Raw genomic sequence first — 19,512 nt, 5'->3', positions numbered from 1 at the left:
AGCTGTCGCCGGGAAGTGGGAAGCGGGAAGCGCGCATGGCGTCCGTCTCCACGCACTGGCCGCGCTACGTGCGGTTCGCCCCCGGCGCCCTGATCGCGGCCGGGCTGACCTGGGACGCGCTGGCGCCGCAGGACTACTGGGGCGATCCGATGATGGCGGCGGGCTGTGTGGTGGCGGGAGCGCTCCTGTCGCTGCGGCACACCGTGGCCGTGGGCGCCGTCATCGTCGTGGGCGTGCTGGCGCTGATCGCCAAGGATGGCTACCTGGGCCGTCCTCCGGGCTGGCTCGAACTGGCCAACACCCTCTTCGCCGCGCTGATCGGCATCGGCGTGAACCGGGTGGTCGCCCGCCACGGGCGCCGGCTGGACGTCGTCCGCTCGGTGGCGGAGGCCGCCCAGCGGGCGGTGCTGCCCGCGCCCCCGGCCCGGATCGGGCCGCTGGCCGTCGCCGCCTGCTACCGGGCCGCGCAGGTGGAGGCGCAGATCGGCGGCGACGCGTACGCCGTGCAGGCCACGCCGTACGGCACCCGGGTGCTGATCGCGGACGTCAGGGGAAAGGGGCTCGGCGCGGTGGGCGCGGTGGCGCTGCTGCTCGGCGCCTTCCGCGAGGCCGCGGCGACGGCCCCGGACCTCGGCGAGCTCGCCGACCGTCTTGAGCGCGCGGTGGTGCGCGAGGTGGGGGAGCGCGAGGAGGAGCTGCGGATGGAGGGCTTCATCACGGCGCTGCTGGGCGAGTTCGAGCCGGGCGCGGGCCGGCTCTCCCTGCTCAGCCGGGGGCACCCGGCGGCGTATCTCCTCGCCGGGGGCGTCGACGGCATGCGGGTGCGGCCGCTGGCGGCGGGGGAGCCCGGTCTGCCCCTGGGGATGGGCGCCCTGGACGCGTCCGGCCCCCGCCCCGCCCCCGACCGCTGGCCGTTCGCCATCGGCGACACCCTGCTGATGGTCACCGACGGGGTCACCGAGGCCAGGGACGGTGCGGGCGCCTTCTACGACCCACGGGAGCGGCTGCCGGGGCTCGGCCCGTTCGGCGGCCCGGGGGACGTCATCGACGCGCTGATCCGCGACGTCGAGCGCTGGACGGGCGGCCCGCGGGACGACGACATGGCGGTGCTGGCCGTCACGCGGGAGCCCGGTGCGCACGCATGAGCGTGCGCACCGGGCTCGTGGCCGGCGTAGGGCCGGCGTAGGGCCAGCGGGGGCTAGATGTCCCGGAACGTCTCGATCTGGGCTCCGATGGAGTTGAGGCGCTCGGCCAGATCCTCGTAACCGCGGTTGATGACATAGACGTTGCGCAGCACCGAGGTGCCCTCGGCGGCCATCATCGCCAGCAGCACGACCACGGCGGGGCGCAGCGCGGGCGGGCACATCATCTCGGCCGAGCGCCAGCGGGTGGGACCCTCGACCAGGACACGGTGGGGGTCGAGCAGCTTGACGTCCGCGCCGAGGCGGTTGAGGTCGGTGAGGTAGATGGCGCGGTTGTCGTAGACCCAGTCGTGGATGAGGGTCTGGCCCTGGGCGAACGCGGCGATGGCCGCGAAGAACGGCACGTTGTCGATGTTCAGGCCCGGGAACGGCATCGGGTGGATCTTGTCGATCGGCGCCCGCAGCTTGGAGGGGCGCACGGTCAGGTCGAGCAGGCGCGTACGGCCGTTGTCGGCGCGGTACTCGGGGCTGCGCTCGTGGTCGAGGCCCATCTCCTCCAGGACGGCGAGCTCGATCTCCATGAACTCCACCGGCACCCGGCGGATCGTCAGCTCCGACTCCGTCACCACGGCGGCGGCGAGCAGGCTCATGGCCTCGACCGGGTCCTCGGAGGGCGCGTAGTCCACGTCGCGGTCGATGGTGGCCACGCCGTGCACGGTGAGCGTGGTGGTGCCCACGCCCTCGACCCGTACGCCCAGCTCCTCCAGGAAGAAGCAGAGGTCCTGGACCATGTAGTTGGAGCTGGCGTTGCGGATGACGGTCACGCCGTCGTGCCGGGCGGCGGCCAGCAGGGCGTTCTCGGTGACGGTGTCCCCGCGCTCGGTCAGCACGATGGCGCGGGTGGGGGAGACGGATCGATCCACCTGGGCGTGGTACGTGCCGTCGGTCGCCGTGACCTCCAGGCCGAAGTGCCGAAGCGCCGTCATGTGCGGCTGGACGGTCCGGGTACCGAGGTCGCAGCCACCGGCGTAGGGGATCTTGAAGTGATCCATGCGGTGCAGCAGCGGACCCAGGAACATGATGACGCTACGGGTGCGGCGGGCGGCCTCGGTGTCCATCGTGCCCAGGTCGAGCTCGGCGGGCGGCACGATCTCGAGGTCGTTCCCGTCGTTGATCCACCGGTGCCGTACGCCGATGCTGGCGAGCACCTCGAGGATCCGGTAGACCTCCTCGATCCGAGCCACGCGGCGCAGGGTGGTCCGCCCGGCGTTGAGCAACGTGGCGCAGAGCAGGGCCACACAGGCGTTCTTGCTCGTCTTGACGTCGATCGAACCGGAGAGCCGGCGTCCGCCGACGACGCGCAGATGCATCGGTCCGGCGTATCCGAGGGAGACGATCTCGCTGTCGAGGGCCTCACCAATGCGGGCGATCATATCAAGACTGATGTTCTGATTTCCCCGCTCGATGCGGTTGACCGCGCTCTGGCTGGTCCCGAGCGCGTCCGCGAGCTGCGACTGGGTCCAGCCACGGTGCTGCCGGGCGTCGCGGATGAGCTTGCCGATACGGCCGAGGTAGGCGTCTGTCATGAGTCAGACGGTATCTCAGATATGAGATTTCGTTGGCATGTGCCATGGCCTCTCCACGTGTTCTGCTCCTATCCGAACAATCGGACAGGAGTGTGGAAATCAGAAGTCCGACGTGTCGAGCTCCAGGTCGAAGGGGGCGGGGAGGTGGAGGGCGGTGCCGAAGGGGTGGGGGCCGTCCGATTTTGCGTAGCCGAGGCGACTCGGCTCGCTGAAGAGCGTGCAGGTGCGCTCCTGGCGGTCCACGAGCAGGTACAGAGGGGCGTCGAACTCGGCGTAGCGGCGGCGCTTCACAACCCGGTCGGTGTCGCTGTCGAACTCCTCGGTCACTTCGACAATGAGCAGGGTCTGTTGTGGCAAGAGTGCTCCGGCGCCTGTTGCCGAGGCCTCGGGAACAACGGCCAGGTCCGGGATGTACCAGTTGCAGGAACCGGGGAGATCGAGGTCGCCGCGACCCGAGACGCAGGCCAGTCGGGCTACTGTCGCACCGATCGCGGTGCAGATGCGGTCGGTTGTCGCCTCGTGGCTCCAGCTTCGCGAAACCGGGTGGATGGTCCCTTCGATCAGCTGCGCGTGGTCCAGTTGGATGTGCTGAATGGCGTACTTCAAGGCTGCTTCGGGGCTGCCGGGGATGTAGGTGCGGGGCGATGTGCCCATGAAGCGCTCCGAGGTGGTCCAGGGGAAGAGAACGCAGGTCTACGGCAATCCGCCCCGGCGAACCGCCCGTTCGGCCCAACGCTCACCCGAACTGGTGAACCAGCCCCGGCGCCGGGCCGACCGCGCGCCCAGTGGTCGGACGCGGGCTGCCCGTTCATGGCGTCCGTACGGTGCGAGACGCGGAAGGTGCCCTCGGACCGTACGGGGAGGTGGCCGGGGCCGTAGGAGGAGCGGGCGTCGACGGTGACGCGGATGTCGTTGCCGGGCGCGGGGTAGTCCATCCGGCCCCACCCCGTGAGGCTGGAGGTGCTCGTGACCGGCGGCTCGCCCCCGGCGGGGCTCGCCGCCACCGCGGGGACGGCGGCCGGGGCGGTCAGTGCGGCGGCGAGGGCGAGGAGTGTGAGCGTGCGAGGGGCGCGTATGGACACGTGATTCTCCGGTGCTGGAGGGGGCGGATCGGGAACGCGTCCGATCCTGGCCGCCGGAGCGTTCCCGGCCGTCGCTCCCCGGGACGAGATCGCGGGCCGCCGCCTCCGCCGGGCGGGGAACCGCTGTCGGTCACCGGGCGCAGGCCCGCTCGGCGTATCCGGGCATGACCGATCGGCGGCGATGTATTAGAGTTATCTCGACATCGAGATATCTGCCGAGAGGCGTACCGCTGTCACGCGCCAGTAAGGCATACCTAACTTAGGCACACCTTAGCGGATGCGCGCGCCATCGGGGCGGCAGGATTGCCGCAGTACGCGAATTCATGCATGAAGGAGACTGTCGTGTCGGCGAACAGCTTCGACGCCCGCACCACGCTGCGCGTGGGCGACGAGTCGTACGAGATCTTCCGGCTGGACAAGGTCGAGGGCTCCGCGCGCCTTCCCTACAGCCTGAAGGTGCTCCTGGAGAACCTCCTCCGCACCGAGGACGGCGCGAACATCACCGCCGACCACATCCGCGCCCTGGGCGACTGGGACTCGCAGGCCCAGCCCAGCCAGGAGATCCAGTTCACGCCGGCCCGCGTGATCATGCAGGACTTCACCGGCGTGCCCTGCGTCGTCGACCTCGCCACCATGCGTGAGGCCGTCAAGGAGCTCGGCGGCGACCCGGCGAAGGTCAACCCGCTCTCCCCGGCCGAGCTGGTCATCGACCACTCCGTCATCGCCGACAAGTTCGGCACCAAGGACGCCTTCGGCCAGAACGTCGAGCTGGAGTACGGCCGTAACAAGGAGCGCTACCAGTTCCTGCGCTGGGGCCAGACCGCCTTCGACGACTTCAAGGTCGTCCCCCCGGGCACCGGCATCGTCCACCAGGTGAACATCGAGCACCTGGCCCGTACGGTCATGGTCCGGGGTGGCCAGGCCTACCCCGACACCCTCGTCGGCACCGACTCGCACACCACCATGGTCAACGGCCTCGGCGTGCTGGGCTGGGGCGTCGGCGGCATCGAGGCCGAGGCCGCGATGCTCGGCCAGCCGGTCTCCATGCTCATCCCGCGCGTCGTCGGCTTCAAGCTGACCGGTGAGCTCCCGGCCGGCACCACCGCCACCGACCTCGTCCTCACGATCACCGAGATGCTGCGCAAGCACGGCGTCGTCGGCAAGTTCGTCGAGTTCTACGGTGAGGGTGTGGCGGCGACGAGCCTCGCCAACCGCGCCACCATCGGCAACATGTCGCCGGAGTTCGGCTCCACCGCCGCGATCTTCCCGATCGACGGCGAGACCCTGAGCTACCTCAAGCTCACCGGCCGCTCCGAGCAGCAGGTCGCGCTCGTCGAGGCGTACGCCAAGGAGCAGGGTCTGTGGCTGGACCCGGCCGCCGAGCCCGACTTCTCCGAGAAGCTGGAGCTCGACCTCTCCACGGTCGTCCCCTCCATCGCCGGCCCGAAGCGCCCGCAGGACCGCATCGTCCTGGCCGACGCCAAGGCCCAGTTCGAGCGTGACGTCCTCAACTACGTCGCCACCGCCGACGAGGCGGGCGAGGAGTCCTTCCCGGCCTCCGACGCCCCGGCCGCCTCCAACGGCGTCCCGTCGAACCCGGTCACCGTCACCGCCCCCGACGGCACCACCTACACGATCGACCACGGCGCCGTCACCGTCGCCGCGATCACCTCCTGCACCAACACCTCGAACCCCTACGTCATGGTCGCCGCCGCGCTCGTGGCCAAGAAGGCGGTCGAGAAGGGCCTGACCCGCAAGCCGTGGGTCAAGACCACCCTCGCCCCGGGCTCCAAGGTCGTCACCGACTACTTCGACAAGGCGGGCCTGACCCCCTACCTCGACAAGGTCGGCTTCAACCTCGTCGGCTACGGCTGCACCACCTGCATCGGCAACTCCGGCCCGCTGCCGGAGGAGGTCTCCAAGGCCGTCAACGACCACGACCTCGCCGTCACCTCGGTCCTCTCGGGCAACCGCAACTTCGAGGGCCGGATCAACCCCGACGTCAAGATGAACTACCTGGCGTCCCCGCCGCTGGTCGTCGCCTACGCCCTCGCGGGCTCCATGAAGGTGGACATCACCCGCGACGCGCTCGGTACCGACACCGACGGCAACCCGGTCTTCCTCAAGGACATCTGGCCCTCCGAGGCCGAGGTCAACGAGGTCGTGGCCAACGCCATCGGCGAGGACATGTTCAACAAGTCCTACCAGGACGTCTTCGCGGGCGACGCCCAGTGGCAGGCCCTGCCGATCCCGACCGGCAACACCTTCGAGTGGGACTCCGAGTCCACCTACGTCCGCAAGCCCCCTTACTTCGAGGGCATGCAGATGGAGCCGGCCGCGGTCGTCGACATCACCGGCGCCCGCGTCCTGGCCAAGCTGGGCGACTCGGTCACCACCGACCACATCTCCCCGGCCGGCGCCATCAAGGCCGACACCCCGGCGGGCAAGTACCTCACCGAGCACGGTGTCGAGCGTCGTGACTTCAACTCCTACGGCTCCCGCCGAGGCAACCACGAGGTCATGATCCGCGGTACGTTCGCCAACATCCGCCTGCGCAACCAGATCGCGCCGGGCACCGAGGGCGGCTTCACCCGCGACTTCACCCAGGCCGACGCCCCGGTGTCGTTCATCTACGACGCCTCGCAGAACTACCAGGCCGCCGGCACCCCGCTGGTCATCCTGGGCGGCAAGGAGTACGGCTCCGGCTCGTCCCGCGACTGGGCGGCCAAGGGCACGGCGCTCCTCGGCGTCAAGGCCGTCATCACCGAGTCGTACGAGCGCATCCACCGCTCGAACCTCATCGGCATGGGCGTCCTGCCGCTCCAGTTCCCGGCCGGTCAGTCGGCCGACTCGCTCGGCCTGACCGGCGAGGAGACCTTCTCCATCGCGGGCGTCACCGAGCTCAACGAGGGCCGCACGCCGCGCACGGTCAAGGTCACCACCGACACCGGTGTCGAGTTCGACGCGATCGTCCGCATCGACACCCCCGGTGAGGCCGACTACTACCGCAACGGCGGCATCATGCAGTACGTCCTGCGCAACCTGATCCGCAACTAAGCGGTTCCTGCTGCGCGGTTGAGGGCCGCACCCCGTTCCGAACGGGGTGCGGCCCTTTCGCGTGCCCGGCTGCGTGCCCGGCCGGGCGTTCCCTCCGCCACCCTCCCGGGGGCATCTCCCAACACGACCGGGTGATGGGGGGATTGATGAAGTGTCGTGCATTCCCATGCGGGTTAGGCTCCCCGGCGGGATGGACGCGACGGCGTCGTCCCAGAGGGAGGGATGAGTCCATGGGATCCGCCGTGACCTTCGGGGAGCTCAGCCGGCTGTACGGCGAGGAGCTGCCCGCGCGGATCGCCCTGTCGAGCCTGCTGCCCACCGGAGCCGCCGCCGGCGCGGGCGCCGACCATCACCCCGTCCATCCGGCGCTCATGAGAACCGAGCACGGCACGACCGTCGCCTACGCCTGCCAGTACAAGGAGAACCCCGGCAGCCTCGGCCTCCTCGTCGCCCTGGGCCTGGCGCCCAGTACGCCCGGCTACACCATGACCTGTGTCCCGGCGGCCGTTCACAGCCGCTGACACCACACGCGTCACCGTCTCACCACCCCCAAGGACTCCGTCCCCGGCCGATCCGGCGGGGGCGGCATGCCCGGGCGCCGTACGGCGGGCCGGGCGCGGACACCAGAGAAGGGGAACGGAATGGACAACGCCATCAGCTTCGAGGAACTCGACCAGATCACGGGAGAGGTGCTGCCCGAGCGGACCGTCATGGGCGTCATCGCCACCCCGCTCAACCTCGTCGGCCCGGGCGACGGCGGCGCGGGCGCCGGTGCCGGCGCCAGCAGCTCCGCGGCCGCCTCGGGCGGCGGCGTCTTCGCCCCCGTGCCGCACGACCACGGCACCACGATGCTGTCCGCCTGCCAGACCGGTGGCCACGAGGGCACCCCGGGCCTGCTGGGCGAGGTCGTCGGCCTGGGCCGCCAGCCCGCCGCGTTCATGACCTGCGTCCCCGCGGCCGTCTCCAGCCACTGATCGCCTGACGGCTGCCCCGCGTACCCGGGAAGGGCCGGGGCCCGCTCCCGGCCCTTCCCCCACGTGACCTCGCGTGACCTCACGTCACCTGCCGCCATCTCCCGGAGGACGTCCATGTCAGCGCCCTGCGCCACACCCACCCTGGTGGCCGGCATGGAACTCGTCGGCGAGTTCGAGGGCTCCGGCTACCGTGAGCCGCCGCAACTGGTCTGCCGTCCCGACGGCCAGATCGTCCGGCTCCCGCCCCTGCTCTACCGGGTGGTGCGCGCCCTGGCCGGCCCCCTGCCCCCCGGCCCCGAGCCCGCCATGGCCCGGATCGCCGCCGACCTCTCGGAGGAGACGGGCCGGCGATTCACCGAGGAACACATCGTCTTCCTCATCGACAAGAAACTCGCCCCGCTCGGCATCACCACCTACAGCGACGGCTCACCACCGCCCCCGACGACGAAGAACGACCCGTTCCTCGCCTTCCGCTTCCGGCTGGCCGTGCTGCCGGAGCACGTCACCTGGTTCCTCTCCGGCCTCTTCGCCTGGCTGTTCCGCCCGGCGGTCGTCGTTCTCGGGCTCGGCGCGTTCGTCGCGGGCGAGGTGTGGCTGTGGACGACCCAGGACACGGGTGCCGCGCTGCGGGACGTCCTCACCTCACCGGCGGACGTCCTGCTCGTCGTCCTCCTGGCCATCGCCTCGTGCGCGTTCCACGAACTGGGCCACGGCGCGGCCTGCCGCTACGGCGGCGTCCGTCCCGGAGCGATGGGCTGCGGCATCTACCTGGTGTGGCCCGCCTTCTACACGGACATCACCAACTCCTACCGGCTGGGCCGCGCGGGCCGCATCCGCGCCGACCTCGGCGGCGTCTACTTCAACGCCGTCTTCGTCCTGGGCCTGGGCGCGCTGTACGCGACGACCGGCTTCCAGCCGCTGCTCGTCGCGATCCTCTCCGTCCACCTGGAGATGGTTCAGCAACTGCTCCCCACGCTGCGGTTCGACGGCTACTACATCGTCGCCGACCTGATCGGCATTCCCGACCTGTTCAAGTACATCGCGCCCATCCTGCGACGGGTGTTCCTCCGCCGCCCCCAGGACGACCGGCTGCGGGCCCTGAAGCGCTGGCCCCAGGTCGTGGTCGCGGTGTGGGTGCTCTTCCTGGTGCCGGTACTGTCCCTGCAACTCGGCCTGGTGCTGGTGAACTTGCCGGAGTTGCTCGTTGCTGACTGGCGGACGATCACGTCACTGATGGAGCACGCGGGCGCGTCCGGCGTGTCCGGCGCCTCCGGCGACCAGGTCCTGGCCGTGGTCGCGGCGTTCCTTCAGGCGGTGTTGCTCGTCCTGCCGCTGGCGGGGCTGGCACTGGTGGTGGGGCGGCCGGTACGGGCGCTGGTCCGGCTGGCGTGGCGGCGGCCGGGCCGCGTTCAGGCCGGCGGTGGGGCTTGACGGATGGGCCGGGCCTGCGTGAGGCGGGTGGCCTCACGCAGGCGGGGCGGTGTTCCTGGGCGGGTCGTCTACCGCGCGCATCCCAACCGGTGTGCGTGGTCGGACGTTTGCCAGAGGTGAGGATCAGAAGAAGTTGTTGTACTGGTCCCAACCGCCGCCGACGCGCACGCGGTTCTCGAAGGGGTCGTTCTGGTTGCCGTTGCCCTTGTAGAGCCACAGCACACCGGACTTGTCGCGGGCCAGCAGGTCGCTGCGACCGTCGAGGTTCACGTCACCGGAGGAGACGAGGAAGTTGTAGGTGTCCCAGCCGCCACCGATCTTCACACGGCTCGCGAAGGGGTCCTTGTAGTCGCCGGTGCCCTTGTAGAACCACAGCACGCCGGACTTGTCCCGCGCGACCATGTCGGCCTTGCCGTCGTCGTTGAAGTCGCCCCGGCCGACGATGTCGGTGTACTGGTCCCAGCCGGCGCCCACGCGGTAACGGTCGCTCAGGCTGCCGTCCGGCTTCTGGAGGTAGAGCCAGAGGACGCCGGACTTGTCGCGGGCGAGGAGGTCGGGCTCGTTCGCACCGCCGAGGTTACCGGGGGAGAGGATGCGGTCGTAGGTGTTCCAGCCGCCGCCGATCTCCTTGGGAGGCGTGTCCTTCTTGGTGTCGCCGTACCAGAGCTTGCCGTCGATCGTCCGGAAGTAGATGTGCTCCTGGAGGCCGTCCTGGTCCTGGTCGATCTGGACCGTCGAGGTGATGGCCAGCCAGTTGTCGGTCACCTTCTTGCGGTCCTTGAAGCCGCCGCGGCCGTCGGGGATGTACTGGAAGAGCTCACCGGAGCCCTTGGACGCCATCAGCGGGAAGACCGGGGACTCGGCACGGGACTCGCCGTTCCCCGCCCGGGTCGCCGTGGGGGCCTTGGCGACATCCGCGGCCGCCTGCAATGCCGCGGTGGCGGGGGTGGTGCCATCGGCGAACGCGGTGCCGGCGGTGGTGCCGAGCAGTGCGACGGCTATCGCCGTCGTGGCGAGACGAGACAGCGCCCGTCCACGCTTGCGGCCGGAAGAAGAGGCCACGTGTACTCCTGTGGTAAGAGAAAGCCGCGGTCCCCTGGCTGGGGACCGCGAGATCTTCTGGATCATTCCACAGGATCTTCACGCGGGATGGGCCGTTTCCGTCTTCGACGGCGCACGGCCCGGCCCGTGCTCAGGATCAGAAGAAGTTGTTGTACTGACCCCAGCCGCCGCCGATCTTCACGCGGCTCGCGAAGGGGTCGTTCTGGTTGCCGTTGCCCTTGTAGAACCACAGCACGCCGGTCTTGTCGCGGGCGAGCATGTCGCTGCGGCCGTCGCCGTCCAGGTCACCGGTGGAGAACAGGGTGTCGTACGTGTTCCAGCCGCTGCCGACCTTGACCCGGCTGGCGAAGGGGTCGTTGGTGTTGCCGGTGCCCTTGTAGAACCAGAGGACGCCGTTCTTGTCCTTGGCGACGATGTCGGCCTTGCCGTCACCGTTGAGGTCGCCACGGCCCACGATGTCCGTGAACTGGTCCCAGCCGGCACCGACACGGACGCGGTCGCCGAGCGAGCCGTCCGCACGGGCCGTGTAGATCCACAGCACACCCGACTTGTCACGGGCGAGGAGGTCCGACTCGGTCGAGCCGCCGAGGTTGCCCGGGGACAGAATGCGGTCGTAGATGTTCCAGCCGCCGCCGATCCGCTTGGGGTCGGTCTCCGGCTTCGCCGCCTCCGCCTCGGTCTCGGGCACGACGCTGTAGAGCAGCGAGCCGTCGACCGCCGCGCGGAAGTAGATGCCGTCCGTGAGACCGTTGCGGTTGTGATCGACCTGCACGGACGCGGTGACGTTCCGCGAGTCGGTGTCGGCCAGGAGCTCACGGTCGCCGAAGCCACCGCGGCCGTTGGGCTCGTACGTGTAGACCTCGCCGGTCGCCTTGGTCGCGAACAGACCGAAGACGGGAGCGGCGGCGCTCGGCTGCGGCGCGGCCTGTGCCTGGGCGAGGGTGCCGGCGGTGGCGCCGAGCAGGGTGACGGCTATCGCCGTCGTTGCGAGGCGGGACAGCGCCCGTCCGCGCTTGCGGCCGGAAAGAAGGGCCACGTGGTTCTCCTATTGGCAATGAGAAAGACGCGGTGTTCCCTGTGGGGTGACACCGCGAGACATCCGGGATCGTGCCAGAAGCCCCCGCCTCGGCTTGAGGCGGGGGCGGGAATCCACGTGGGTGAACGACGCGAAGCCGCTACGGGATCAGAACATCAGGGAGAATTTGCCCCAGCCGGGACCGATCTTCGTGCGGTTCTCGAAGGGGTCGTTCTGGTTGCCGTTGCCCTTGTAGAGCCACAGGACACCGGTCTTGTCGCGGGCGAGCATGTCGCTGCGGCCGTCGTGGTCGAGGTCACCGATGCCCACGAGCTTGTCGAACGTGTTCCAGCCGCCGCCGACCTTGACGCGGCTCTCGAACGGGTCCTTGTAGTCGCCGGTGCCCTTGTAGAACCAGAGGTCGCCGTTCTTGTCCTTGGCGACGATGTCGGCCTTGCCGTCGCCGTTGAGGTCGCCGCGGCCGGTGATGTCGGTGTACTGGTCCCAGCCGGGGCCGACGCGGTAGCGGTCGGTCAGGGTGCCGTCGGGACGGGCGAGGTAGATCCAGAGCACGCCGGACTTGTCGCGGGCGAGGAGGTCGGACTCGCCGGCGCCGCCGAGGTCGCCGGGGGAGAAGACGCGGTCGTAGGCGTTCCAGCCGCCGCCGATCATCTTGTTGCCGGCCTCGCCGGTGTACTCCATCTGGCCGTCGGCGTGCCGGACGTACCAGCCGTCGCTCTCGCCGTTGCGGTCGTGGTCGACCTGGGTGGCTTCCGTGAAGTTCTGCCAGCCGGAGTCGAGGAACCAGGCGTCCTTGAAGCCGCCGTTGCCGTTGGCCATGTACAGGTACACGAGGCCGTCGCGGTCGGCCGCGTAGAGGTCGAAGCGGGGAGCGGCGGCCGTGGCTTCGCCGGCGCCGGCGGCCCGCAGCAGGCCGGAACGCGGCTTGGGGGCGTTCTGGGGGGCCTTCTTGTGAGCGCCTTCGGCACGCTGGTGCGTCTTGGCGGCAGAGGTGCCTGCCGGGCCGTCGGCGGATGCGGTCGCGGAAGCGGCGCCGACCAGCGCGGTGGCTATCGCAGCGGTGACGAGACCGGAGAGCACGCGTCCACGCTTACGACCGGAGAGATTGCCCATGTACTTCTCCCTTGAAGGTGATTCAGGGGCGACGCCCGGAGCATCGCGATGCCTTGATCATTACTCCAAGGTTTACGTATATCAACTGACTTTTCAGGAGTTCGACATCACACCTGGGGCCGCACTTGTCACAAGTGCGGCCCCAGATGTACGGCTCCCGCGCGGCGCGGGCATGAAGCAGGATCAGAACAGGTTGTTGTACCGACCCCAGCCGCCGCCGATCTTCACGCGGTTCTCGAAGGGGTCGATGTCACTGTCGTTGCCCTTGTAGAGCCACAGGACGCCGGACTTGTCGCGGGCGAGCAGGTCGCTGCGGCCGTCGCCGTCGACGTCACCCGTGCTCACGAGCTTGTCGTACTGATTCCAGCCGCCGCCGATCTTGACGCGGTCGGTGAGGGGCATGTGGGACTCGCCGGTGCCCTTGTAGTACCAGAGGTCGCCGTTGCGGTCCTTGGCGACGATGTCGGCCCGGCCGTCGCCGTTGAGGCTGCCCTTGCCGACGATGTCGGTGTACTGGTCCCAGCCGGGGCCGACTCGGTACGGGTCCTCCAGGGTGCCGTCCGGACGGGCCAGGTAGAGCCACAGCACACCCGACTTGTCGCGGGCGAGGAGGTCGGACTCGAGCGAGCCGCCGAGGTCACCGGGGGAGAAGATGCGGTTGTAGACGTCCCAGCCGGGGCCGATCACCTTGTCGCCGCGGGCGCCGCGGTACTCCAGCAGGCTGTTGTCGCTGTGCTGGTGGTACCAGCCATCCATCTCGCCGTTGTGGTCGTGGTCGACGGTCGCGGTTTCCGAGACGCGCGGGGCCGAACCGTAGAAGCCGTACTCCTCGACGTCCTTGAAGCCGCCCCAGCCGTTCGGCCGGTACATGTAGATGTCCTGGGCGTCCTTGACATCCTGGGCGCGCTTCTCCGCGAACAGCGGGAACTGGGGGGCGCCGGCCGAGGGTGTCTTCGGGGCGGCCTTCGCGTCCGGCGTGGTGCCGGCGGTCGCGGTTCCGGCGGCGAGGCCGACCAGGGCGGCGGCGACCGCGGTGGTGCCGGCCAGGCCCGACAGCGCGCGCCCACGCTTACGACCGAAGAGATTCCTCATGTAATGCCCCCCATGGCTAAATATCAGGATGCTGTGTCCCGAGACGGGCCGTAGCAAGATCTCAACGATCATTCCACGAGATCTTCGGATTTCCAGGTGATTTCCGGACAGAAGGGGGCCGTACCTCCCCAGGAGGTACGGCCCCCGCATGGACACGCGCGTCAACGGCGCCGGCTCAGCCCGGCGCCCCCAGCAGCTCCACCTCCGCCAGCGTCGCCTCCTGGCCCCCCGTCACCTCCAGGCGCCAGTGCCGGTAGGCCGCCGGAGCGCGGAGGGCGAAGACGCGGGTCTGGCGGTCCCAGGTGAAGGACTCGGCGGTGCGGCGGTCGACCTCGGTCCAGGTGGTGCCGTCGGTCGAGCCGCGGAGTACCCAGCCGGTCGGGGCCTTGGCGCGGTCGGCGGAGGTGAGGGTGTAGGACGTCACGCGGGAGTCGCCCGGCGTGTCCAGCGTGACGGTGGTGAAGGACGCCGAGGTGCGGGACGTGTCGTCGGTGAGGGCCGAGCCGTCGTGGGTCGTGACGTCGGTGAGGGGGGCCGGCGCCCTGTCGTCCGTCGTGAGAGAGGTCGGGCCCGCGTCCGGGGCCGTGGCCCAGCGGGACGGGTTGGGGCCCATGGTGAAGTCCAGGGTGCCGCCCCTGGACAGCAGGGCGTGGGGGAGGGCGGTGCTGTTCCACGCGCGGCCGTTGACGCGCAGGCCCTGGACGTAGATGTTGCGGGCGCTGTTGCGCGGGGCGCGGATCACCAGGTCGCGGCCGTTCTCCAGGTGGACGGTGGCCTTGGTGAAGAGGGGCGAGCCGATCGCGTACTCGCCCTGGCCCATCACGAGCGGGTAGAAGCCGAGGGCGCTGAAGACGTACCAGGCGGACATCTCGCCGTTGTCCTCGTCGCCGGGGTATCCCTGGCCGATCTCGCTGCCGAGGTAGAGGCGGGAGAGGATCTCGCGGACCTTCTCCTGGGTCTTCCAGGGCCGGCCGGCCGCGTCGTACATGTAGGCGATGTGGTGCGAGGGCTGGTTGCTGTGGCCGTACATGCCCATGCGGACGTCCCGGGCCTCGGTCATCTCGTGGATGACGCCGCCGTACGAGCCGGCGAACTCGGGGGCTCCCGTCTCGGGGGTGGCGAAGTAGGTGTCGAGCTTCTTGGCCAGGCCCGCGCGGCCGCCGTGGAGGTTGGCCAGGCCGCGGGTGTCCTGGGGGGCGGTGAAGGCGAAGTTCCAGCCGTTGGTCTCGGTGTAGTCGTCGCCCCAGACGCGCGGGTCGTAGGAGGCGGGGGGCAGGCGCCAGGCGCCGTTCGTGTCGCGGCCCTGGAAGAAGCCGACGCGGGGGTCGAAGAGCTTGACGTAGTTCCGGGCGCGGTTGAGGAAGTAGTCGGACTCCTCGCGGTAGCGCTCCTTGTGGGTCTTCTCGTAGAGGGCGCGGGCCATCCGGCCCAGGCCGAAGTCGTTGAGGTAGCCCTCGAGCGCCCAGGACAGGCCCTCGCGGGTCCTGGTGCTGGTGTAGCCGAGGAAGACGGAGGTCTCCATGCCCTTGCGGCCGGTGCCGGGGCTGTCCGGGGCGACGGTGGCGTTCTTCAGCGCGGCCGCGTACGCCGCCTCGGCGTCGAAGGGGGCGCCCTTGACGTAGGCGTCGGCGAAGGCGACGTCGGAGCTGGTGCCCGTCATCAGGTCGGCGTAGCCGGGGGAGGACCAGCGGGAGATCCAGCCGCCGTCCTTGTACTGCTGGACGAAGCCGTCGATCAGCCTGCCCGCCTGGCGGGGCGTCAGCAGGGAGTACATGGGCCAGGTGGTGCGGTAGGTGTCCCAGAAGCCGTTGTTGACGTAGACCTCGCCGTCGACGATCTCGGCGCCGGTCGTGGTCGGGGTGTTCTCGCCGGCGGGCGGGGAGAAGGGGCTGGCGTAGCGCGGCCGGGGGTGGGTGGGGGTGCCGGTGTTCTCGAATCCGGAGTTGGGATAGAGGTAGATCCGGTAGAGGCTGGAGTAGAGGGTGGTGAGCTGGTCACGGGTCGCGCCCTCGACCTCGACGCGGCCGAGGAGGGTGTCCCAGGCGGTGCGGGCGCGGGTCATGACCTGGTCGAAGCCGGTGCTCGCCGGGATCTCCTGTTCGAGGTTGGCCCGGGCCTGGTCGGTGCCGATGAGGGAGGTCGCCACGCGCAGGGTGACCGTACGGCTCTTGCCGGGCGCGAAGCGCAGATAGCCGGTGACGGCGTCGCCGCCGGTGTCGCCCTTGAGCTTGCCGCTCGCGACGACGGGCGTGTCGAAGACACCGTGGACGAAGAGGCGCCCGGCGCCGGTGGACAGTCCGCTCCGGACGTCCGAGTAGGCGCTGAAGGAGCGGTGCTCGGGGTCGAGGGTCAGTCCGCCGCGGTCCTTGACGTTGTCGAGGAGGACGCTCGCCTGGTCCGAGGGGAAGGTGAAGCGGATCATCGCGGCGTGGTCGCCGGGGGTGATCTCCGCCTTGAGGCCGTTCTCGAAGGTGACGGCGTAGTAGTGGGGCCGGGCGGTCTCGTTCTCGTGCCGGAAGGGCAGGGCGCGGGCGGCGCGGGAGGCGGGCGGGACGCCCGGGGACGCCGAGGGCATGAGCTGGAAGGTCTGCCGGTCGCCCATCCAGGGGCTGGGCTGATGGCTGGCGGAGAAGGCCTGGAGGGTGGGGAGGTTGTCGGCGTTGTTGGTCGCCGCGTACTGGTAGAGCCAGTCCGTGACGCCCGCGTTGGTGACGGGCGTCCAGAAGTTGAAGCCGTGGGGGACGGCGGTGGCCGGGAAGGTGTTGCCCCGGGAGAAGTTCGAGCTGGAGTGGGTGCCCCGGGTGGTGACGGCCCGGTCCGCCGGATGGGCGACGGGCGGCTCCTGGGGGGCCGGGGCGAGGGAGATGTCGTCGACCCAGCCGCGGAACTTCGCCGGGCCCACGGGCGAGTCGTACGCGATCAGCACCCGCTCCACGGTCTTCCCGGAGGCGACGGCACCGATGCGCGACTCCTTGTTGTTCCACTGGTTGACGTAGAGCGTCCTGGAGGCGGCCTGGCCCTGCGGGGTCAGCCGTGCGCCGTGTTGGTCGACCGCGCCGAGCTCGCTGAGGTAGGTGCCGTCGGTGAAGGCGAGGTCGACGGCGACATGGGTGGCGGGGTAGCGGGCGTCCGGCTCGGGGAGGGCGGGGAAGATCTTGTAGGAGAGCAGGGTCCTCGGGGTGACGCGCAGCCGGGTCCGGAAGATCTTGTTGTACGAGTAGGCGTGGCCGGTGGCCTGGTGCATGCCCCCGTAGCGCAGCGCGTGGGTGCCGGTGAAGCCGGCGCGGGCCTTGGCGGTGGGGGAGCCGGTGGGGCCGCGGTCGACGTGGCTGCGCATGTCGGCGGGCGGCGGGGTGCCGGTGTCGCCCGCCGCCAGCTGGAACTCGGCGAGCTGGGTGACGGGCTCGCCGTTGTTGCGGGTTATCTCCAGCCGGTACTGGCGGTAGGGACGGTTCCCGGAGAAGGAGAACTCGCGGGTCTGGAGCCGCTTTTCGAAGGCCTCGCCCTGGCGGGCGTCGAGCACCTGCCAGCCGCTTCCGTCGTCGGAACCCTTGAGCACCCAGTCCCGGGGGTCGCGGCCGGGGGCGTCGTTCGCGGAGGTCAGGGCGTAGCGCACGGCCGTGACGGGCCGGTCCAGCTCGAATTCCAGCCAGGCGGTGCGTTCGAAGGCGAGCCATTTCGTCGCGCTCTCGCCGTCGACCAGGTTCTCCTTGACCTCGCCCGCCTCGGCGTGCTCGCCGCTGGCGCGGACGGCGGTGACCCGGTCGGTGACATTGCCGGGGATGCCGCTGGTGTCGTCGCCGTCGACCCCGGCGGCGCGCGGGCGGCCGTCGCGGCCGGTCTCGACGGCGTCGGTCCAGTCGGGCCGTGGGTCGCCCGGCTCGAAGGAGGAGGCGAAGCGCTCGTCGGCGGCTACGTCGGCCCGGGGCGGCGACGCCCCGACGATCTGACCCTGCGTGACCTGAGCCCCCGTCATCAGTACGGTGGCCACCAGGAGCGCCGTGGGACGGGCGAGCGTACGCCATCTGCGGTACCCGGTTCCCGTTCGCATCCCTTTGCCTCTCCGCTGAACCCGGCACGGACGGCCGGACGACTCAGACAACGTTGTCACCCATGACGCGCAGTGTTAAGTAGTGCGTGAGACACCAGTGGTGTCAAGGGTCTCGGGGCTGGTGTCGCCGGGCGGGTCCCAGGGGGATCCCGGGGGGCTCCGAGGGGCGGACGGAGAGGTCTCAACTCGGGAAAGACTGACGGTCAAAGCCGCTTTCGATCTTGCCCAGTTGATCGGAGTGGACTATACCTGTCGAACAGTCCGGGCGGCCGTGGCCGCCGTCGGGCCAGGGGGAGAGCGGCGCACGAGCACGCCGTGGGGGATTCTTCCCGGAGCGCACCCAGCACCAAGCTTCAACTGACCCGCGGTGTCGGGCCCTTCGGCGGTGACGAGTTCGCAAGGGGAGACCGGTGCACCGCCTGAGTCCTGGAGAAGGCGAGGACTTGAGCATGGGAACCACCCCGGAATTCAGCCGGCGCGACCTGATCAAACGAGCCGCGGCGATAGGCCTGATCGCGGTGCCGACGATGAGCGTGCTGAGCGCCTGCGCCAGCGGGGACAGCGGCGGCGGGAACCAGGTCGACAAGGGCGAGAAGAGCGACAGGAACCCGCTCGCGGTCAATGCGGGCGCCGCCCTGGACGTCGTCATCTTCGACGGCGGTTTCGGCCAGCAGTACGCCAAGGACGCCGAGGCCGAATACCAGAAGGCCTTCCCGAAGGCCCAGGTGAAGCACTCCGCCACCCAGGAGATCCAGACCCAGCTCCAGCCCCGTTTCAACGGCGGTACCCCGCCGGATCTCATCGACAACTCCGGTGCCAAACAGATGGACATGGGCACTCTTGTCGCCAAGAAGCAGCTGACCGATCTCAACGCCCTGCTGGACGCACCCTCTTATGACGACCCGTCGAAGAAGGTACGCGACACCCTGCGCCCCGGCGTCGTGGAAATGGGACAGTTCGACAGTGGCGAGACCTGGGTCCTGTACTACGCCTACACGGTCTACGGCGTCTGGTACTCGAAGACGAACCTGGCGAAGCTCGACGCCCAGTATCCCGAGACCTGGGACGACATGCTCAAGGTCTGCGAGGCGGCGAAGAAGAAGGGCATCGCAGGCTGGACGTACGCGGGCAAGTACCCGTACTACCTGCCGTTCAGCCTCTACCCGTTCATCGCCAAGATCGGCGGTGTCGAGGTGCTCAAGAGAATCGACAACCTGGAGCCCAACGCCTGGAAGGACCCGGCCGTCAAGGCCGCCTTCGACGCCTATTACGAGCTCTACAGGAAGGGCTACATCCTCCAGGGCACCCCGGGCCTGACCCATATCGAGTCGCAGACGGCGTGGAACGAGGGGAAGGCGTTGTTCCTCCCCAATGGCTCCTGGGTCGAGAACGAGTCGAAGAAGACCACGCCAGCAGATTTCCGGATGGCTGTGGGCGCGCCCTCCGGCCTCGACAAGAGCGACAAGCTGCCGTTCGGCACCCTGTGGGCCTCCGGCGGTGAGCCCTTCATCGTGCCGAAGAACGCCAGGAACCCCCAGGGCGGCATGGAGTTGCTGCGGCTCATGCTGGGCAAGAAGTCCTCCCAGAATTTCATCAAGTCCGTCTCCTCGCTCACCTCCCTCAACGGCGGAACCGAGGGCCTGACCCTCCCGTCGGGCCTCGCCTCCTCCCAGGAGGCGCTCACCAAGGCCGGGAAGAACGTGGTCAACCCGCGCCTCGGCGACTGGTACGTGGCCCTCCAGAAGGAGAAGATCGGCGTGGGGGCGCTCGGCGAGATGATGGCCGGCCGGCTGACCCCCGACGAGGCGATCACCAAGATCCAGCGCTTCGCCGACGAGACCGCGAAGGACGACTCCGTCAAGAAGTACCGGCACAAGTGAGCGGCG

13 protein-coding genes are annotated in these 19,512 nt (G+C 69.7%); 6 read left to right on the top strand and 7 right to left on the bottom strand.

Features of this window, described 5'->3' with window-relative positions; genetic code table 11:
* The first annotated feature begins 35 nt into the window (after positions 1-35).
* Positions 36-1,145, top strand: coding sequence for a PP2C family protein-serine/threonine phosphatase (locus AB0E98_RS05740; RefSeq protein WP_361698945.1), 1,110 nt, complete (start codon positions 36-38; stop codon positions 1,143-1,145).
* A gap of 53 nt (positions 1,146-1,198) precedes the next feature.
* Here the strand turns inward: AB0E98_RS05740 and AB0E98_RS05735 are convergent, their stop codons facing one another.
* Positions 1,199-2,728 carry a UDP-N-acetylglucosamine 1-carboxyvinyltransferase gene (locus AB0E98_RS05735; RefSeq protein ID WP_361698943.1) on the bottom strand — a complete coding sequence of 510 codons (1,530 nt, stop codon included), beginning with the start codon at positions 2,726-2,728 and terminating at the stop codon, positions 1,199-1,201.
* Between the two features lie 99 nt (positions 2,729-2,827).
* Positions 2,828-3,382 (bottom strand): Uma2 family endonuclease, encoded by a 555-nt coding sequence (locus AB0E98_RS05730; protein ID WP_361698941.1) that lies wholly within the window; start codon positions 3,380-3,382, stop codon positions 2,828-2,830.
* A gap of 770 nt (positions 3,383-4,152) precedes the next feature.
* Here AB0E98_RS05730 and acnA point away from each other — a divergent pair.
* From acnA to AB0E98_RS05710, 4 genes are all read left to right on the top strand, one after another.
* Positions 4,153-6,867 carry an aconitate hydratase AcnA gene (acnA, locus tag AB0E98_RS05725; RefSeq protein WP_361698939.1) on the top strand — a complete coding sequence of 905 codons (2,715 nt, stop codon included), beginning with the start codon at positions 4,153-4,155 and terminating at the stop codon, positions 6,865-6,867.
* A gap of 230 nt (positions 6,868-7,097) precedes the next feature.
* On the top strand, positions 7,098-7,388 hold the full coding sequence (locus AB0E98_RS05720; RefSeq protein ID WP_361698937.1) for a hypothetical protein: 291 nt from the start codon (positions 7,098-7,100) through the stop codon (positions 7,386-7,388).
* Positions 7,389-7,508: 120 nt separating this feature from the next.
* Positions 7,509-7,841 (top strand): hypothetical protein, encoded by a 333-nt coding sequence (locus AB0E98_RS05715; protein ID WP_361698935.1) that lies wholly within the window; start codon positions 7,509-7,511, stop codon positions 7,839-7,841.
* A 114-nt stretch (positions 7,842-7,955) separates the two neighbouring features.
* Positions 7,956-9,272 (top strand): hypothetical protein, encoded by a 1,317-nt coding sequence (locus AB0E98_RS05710; protein WP_361698933.1) that lies wholly within the window; start codon positions 7,956-7,958, stop codon positions 9,270-9,272.
* 123 nt (positions 9,273-9,395) lie between these two features.
* Here AB0E98_RS05710 and AB0E98_RS05705 read toward each other — a convergent pair whose 3' ends face one another.
* From AB0E98_RS05705 to AB0E98_RS05685, 5 genes are all read right to left on the bottom strand, one after another.
* Positions 9,396-10,334, bottom strand: a complete 939-nt coding sequence (locus AB0E98_RS05705) for a VCBS repeat-containing protein (RefSeq protein WP_361698931.1) — start codon at positions 10,332-10,334, stop codon at positions 9,396-9,398.
* A gap of 136 nt (positions 10,335-10,470) precedes the next feature.
* A complete protein-coding gene (locus AB0E98_RS05700; RefSeq protein WP_361698929.1) occupies positions 10,471-11,370 on the bottom strand; it encodes a VCBS repeat-containing protein in 900 nt (299 codons plus the stop codon).
* Between the two features lie 147 nt (positions 11,371-11,517).
* Entirely contained in the window at positions 11,518-12,483 is a 966-nt protein-coding gene (locus AB0E98_RS05695) for a VCBS repeat-containing protein (protein ID WP_361698927.1), read from the bottom strand.
* Positions 12,484-12,666: 183 nt separating this feature from the next.
* The gene (locus AB0E98_RS05690; RefSeq protein WP_361698925.1) at positions 12,667-13,575 is read right to left on the bottom strand and encodes a VCBS repeat-containing protein; all 909 of its coding nucleotides are present in this window, start codon (positions 13,573-13,575) and stop codon (positions 12,667-12,669) included.
* Positions 13,576-13,750: 175 nt separating this feature from the next.
* Positions 13,751-17,626 (bottom strand): GH92 family glycosyl hydrolase, encoded by a 3,876-nt coding sequence (locus tag AB0E98_RS05685; protein WP_361698923.1) that lies wholly within the window; start codon positions 17,624-17,626, stop codon positions 13,751-13,753.
* A 449-nt stretch (positions 17,627-18,075) separates the two neighbouring features.
* Between AB0E98_RS05685 and ngcE the strand changes: the two genes are divergently transcribed.
* A complete protein-coding gene (gene ngcE / locus AB0E98_RS05680; protein WP_361698921.1) occupies positions 18,076-19,506 on the top strand; it encodes an N-acetylglucosamine/diacetylchitobiose ABC transporter substrate-binding protein in 1,431 nt (476 codons plus the stop codon).
* Positions 19,507-19,512: the final 6 nt, after the last annotated feature.

Origin of the sequence: Streptomyces sp. NPDC037389 (genome assembly GCF_040636475.1) — a bacterium.
GTDB lineage: Bacteria > Actinomycetota > Actinomycetes > Streptomycetales > Streptomycetaceae > Streptomyces > Streptomyces hesseae.
The sequence above is the reverse complement of the archived record's forward strand: the minus strand, read 5'-3'. Positions and strand labels throughout refer to the sequence as shown.